This window comes from Nocardia thailandica NBRC 100428 (assembly GCF_000308795.1).
Taxonomy (GTDB): Bacteria; Actinomycetota; Actinomycetes; order Mycobacteriales; family Mycobacteriaceae; genus Nocardia; species Nocardia thailandica.
The window spans coordinates 1-1,334 of sequence record NZ_BAGK01000275.1 but is presented as its reverse complement, the minus strand read 5'-3'; the positions used below and the strand labels follow the sequence as shown (position 1 = coordinate 1,334).

The window sequence follows — 1,334 nt, the reverse complement described above, 5'->3', positions numbered from 1 at the left end:
TTGAACCGTCACGGATTTGGGACCGCTTCCGTCTTTGAGGAAGATGGTTCCCATCATGTCGAAGCGTTACCCGCCCGAGGTTCGTGAGAAGGCCGTGCGTCTGGCTCTCGAACGGCTCGATGAGTACGGATCCGCCTACGCCGCTGCGCGCGCGATCGGCCCGATGGTCGACGTGCATCACGAGACGCTGCGGTTGTGGATCAAGAAGGCCCTCGAGCAGGCACCGTCACCGAGTGTCTCGGCCTCGCCGAGCCTCTCGCCAGCGGAGCGGGAAGAGTTGGCGCGGTTGCGGAAAGAGGTCCGAGACCTCAAGCAGACCAACGAGATCCTGAAGCTGGCATCGGCTTTTTTCGCGCGGGAACTCGACCCGCGACACCGCTGATCGTCGGGTTCATCGACGAATACCGCCAGGTCTATGGCGTCGAGTCGATCTGCCGCGCGCTCTCAGCGCACGGGGTGCAGATCGCGCCAAGGACCTACCGCAAGGCTCGCTGTCGGCCGCCGGCAGCCCGCGACATCGCCGACGCCTATGTCGAGAACACCTTGCGCGATCTCCACGGCACACCGGAGCAGATGTATGGCCGCCGCAAAATGACCCGCTACCTGCGCCGACAAGGCCATGAGGTGGCGTTTTGCACCGTCGACCGGCTGATGCGCGCACTCGGGCTCAACGGTGTGGTCAGAGGCCGGAAACACCGGACCACGATCCCGACCAAGGACGGTATCCGTGCTGGTGACAAGCTCAACCGAGACTTCACCGCCGCCGCGCCGAACCACGTCTGGGTCGCCGATTTCACGTATGTGTCGACCTGGACCGGGTGGGCATACGTGGCGTTCGTGTTCGACGCATTCTCCCGTGCGATCGTCGGCTGGACGACCGCCGCAACGAAGACGACCTCGTTGGTGTCCAAGGCACTCAACATGGCCGTGTGGCGTCGGGACCACTACGGGCACCCGGTCGAGCCGGGTCTGATATTCCACACCGACGCCGGATCTCAATACACATCCATCAAGTTCACTGAATCGCTTGCACTGCAAGGACTCTCAGCGTCGATAGGTTCGGTTGGGGATGCCTACGACAACGCCCTCGCCGAATCGATCATCGGCTTGTTCAAGACCGAGGTCGTCAACCGGCACGGCCCGTTCAAGACCCTTGCCGAGGTCGAGTTCGCGCTCATGGAGTGGTGCGATTGGTACAACAACGCGCGCCTGCATTCCCGGCTGAACTACCTGACCCCGGCCGAATACGAGGCCGCCTACTACTCTCAACTATCGCCACGTCGACCGGCGCTGGTCTGAAACCTGAAGCCGGTCCCTTACCCGTGACGGTTCAC

At 62.8% G+C, this 1,334-nt stretch carries 1 protein-coding gene and 1 other annotated feature; the gene reads left to right on the top strand.

Going from position 1 to position 1,334, the window contains the following annotated elements; all coding sequences use genetic code 11:
• The first annotated feature begins 55 nt into the window (after window positions 1-55).
• Window positions 56-1,299, top strand: a protein-coding gene (locus tag ON36_RS28485) for an IS3 family transposase (protein WP_085999712.1) whose coding sequence is annotated in 2 segments (ribosomal slippage) — window positions 56-350 and window positions 350-1,299 — 1,245 coding nt in all. Because the reading frame shifts where the segments join, the coding sequence is not laid out codon by codon here.
• Window positions 343-471: a sequence feature (AL1L pseudoknot), on the top strand. It overlaps the preceding gene by 129 nt.
• Window positions 1,300-1,334 lie beyond the last annotated feature (35 nt).